This is a genomic window from Dietzia cercidiphylli, from assembly GCF_014145145.1.
Taxonomy (GTDB): Bacteria; Actinomycetota; Actinomycetes; order Mycobacteriales; family Mycobacteriaceae; genus Dietzia; species Dietzia natronolimnaea.
The window spans coordinates 1-1755 of record NZ_JAALEA010000011.1 but is presented as its reverse complement, the minus strand read 5'-3'; the positions used below and the strand labels follow the sequence as shown (position 1 = coordinate 1755).

Genomic DNA, 1755 nt, shown 5'->3' with positions numbered 1-1755 from the left:
GGACAAGGGCAACGTCGAGGCCGGGGTGAAGGTGGTGACGAACTGGGTGATCGGACGGCTGGCCGATCGGCGGTTCGCGAGCCTGGACGATCTGAACGAGGCGATCGCCGCCGAGGTGGAGGCGATCAACGACCGGATCCCGTTCCGGGGCCAGAAGACGAGCCGCCGCGAGCTGTTCGCCGAGCATGAGCAGTCCGAGCTGATCGCTCTGCCCGAGGTCCGCTGGCAGCCGGTCATCTGGAAGAAGTCCAAGGTCAACCGGGACTACCACGTCGAGATCGCCACGGTGAAGTACTCGGTGCCCTACACCTTCGCCGGCCAGCACGTCGATGTGAAGATCACCGGCCCCACACTGGTGGTCATGGCTGGCGGTGAGGTCATCGCCTCCCACACCGTCTCCGGTAAGCGGCACGCGTTCGTCACCGACCCTGACCACGTGCCCGCCCAGCACCTGCAATCATCCGACCTGTGGTCACGGGCCTACTTCGTGCGCCAGGCCCACAAGATCGGACCGAACACCGTCACCGCGATCAGCGAGGTCCTCGATCGCCAGCGGATCGAAGCGCAGGGCTACCGTTCATGCCAGAACATCCTCGCCCTGGCCCGCGGCGACAACAAGCAGCTCCTCGAGCGGGCCTGCGGGCAACTCGTCTCTGAGACCGCACGCCGGGCTATCAGCTACACCGCCGTCAAACAGCAACTGGCGGCCCTGCGGGCCCAGGCCGCGGCCCGACCCACGACGACGGAGGCGCCGCCGGCAACGACGGCCCGGGTGGAGCCGCCGCCGGGTCGGCGGGATACAACGGGGGCGCATCTGGCCGGGCCTGAGCAGTTCAGTCTCGCCACCCTCACCGGACGCCCGAGTACGAGCACCGGCATCGCGGGGAAGGAGGACCTGCAGTGACTGATCGTCATCTCACCGACGCCGACATGCCGCTGTTCACGCAGTTGCGGATGACCGCGTTCGGACAGACCGTCATTGACCTGGCCAACGATCCCGCCTGCGACGAGTGGACCTTCTCCGAGAAAATCTTCCACGCCCTGGACAAAGAGATCACGGCCAGGCAGGAACGCCGGACCCAGAAACTACTCAAGGCCTCCAGATCGCCAAACCCTGACGCCTGCGTAGAAGAGATCCGCTACCTGCCTGACCGCAACGTCAACCGCGAGCTAATCGCACGTCTCTCCAGCTGTCAATGGATCGACGCCACTCGTAATCTCGTCGTGCTCGGCCAGTCCAGCGTGGGCAAGACCTACCTCGCCCAAGCGCTTCTCAATGCCGCGTGCCGAAAGTACTACACCGCGAGATTCTTCCGGCTCGACGACCTGGCCAACCGGCTCGCCGTTCTAGAACCGACCTCGCAGCGCCGGCTGGACTTCCTCACCGACCTGCACAACTGTGACCTGCTGGTTCTGGACGACTTCCTGACCACCCCGGTGGCCCCGCACACCGCGGCCGAGCTGCTCAACATCCTGGCCGCCCGCGAAGGGCGAGGATCGACTCTGGTGACCTCCCAGTTCGACCCGCCCGATTGGTACAAGTCGCTCCAAGACGCGGTCATCGCCGAATCAATACTCAACCGCATCGTCGCCGGCGCCGAGATCATCGCACTCGACGGACCCAACATGAGACGACACCTCGCCACGACAACGCCATAGCGGCCCAGCGGTCGGACGGGTGCACTCCGCTATCCGATACCCGTCCGACCGCTACCCGATCATCAGATCCGCGCTTTCCGAAAGGCGTCCCAAACA

At 65.3% G+C, this 1755-nt stretch carries 2 protein-coding genes; both read left to right on the top strand.

Going from position 1 to position 1755, the window contains the following annotated elements; genetic code table 11:
• Positions 1-904, top strand: a 904-nt coding sequence (locus tag G6028_RS00590) for a Mu transposase domain-containing protein (RefSeq protein ID WP_422110513.1), incomplete at its 5' end; no start/stop codon positions are given.
• The gene (locus tag G6028_RS00585) at positions 901-1659 is read left to right on the top strand and encodes an ATP-binding protein (protein ID WP_106385343.1); all 759 of its coding nucleotides are present in this window, start codon (positions 901-903) and stop codon (positions 1657-1659) included. The genes G6028_RS00590 and G6028_RS00585, both read left to right, overlap by 4 nt.
• The last annotated feature ends 96 nt before the right edge of the window (positions 1660-1755 follow it).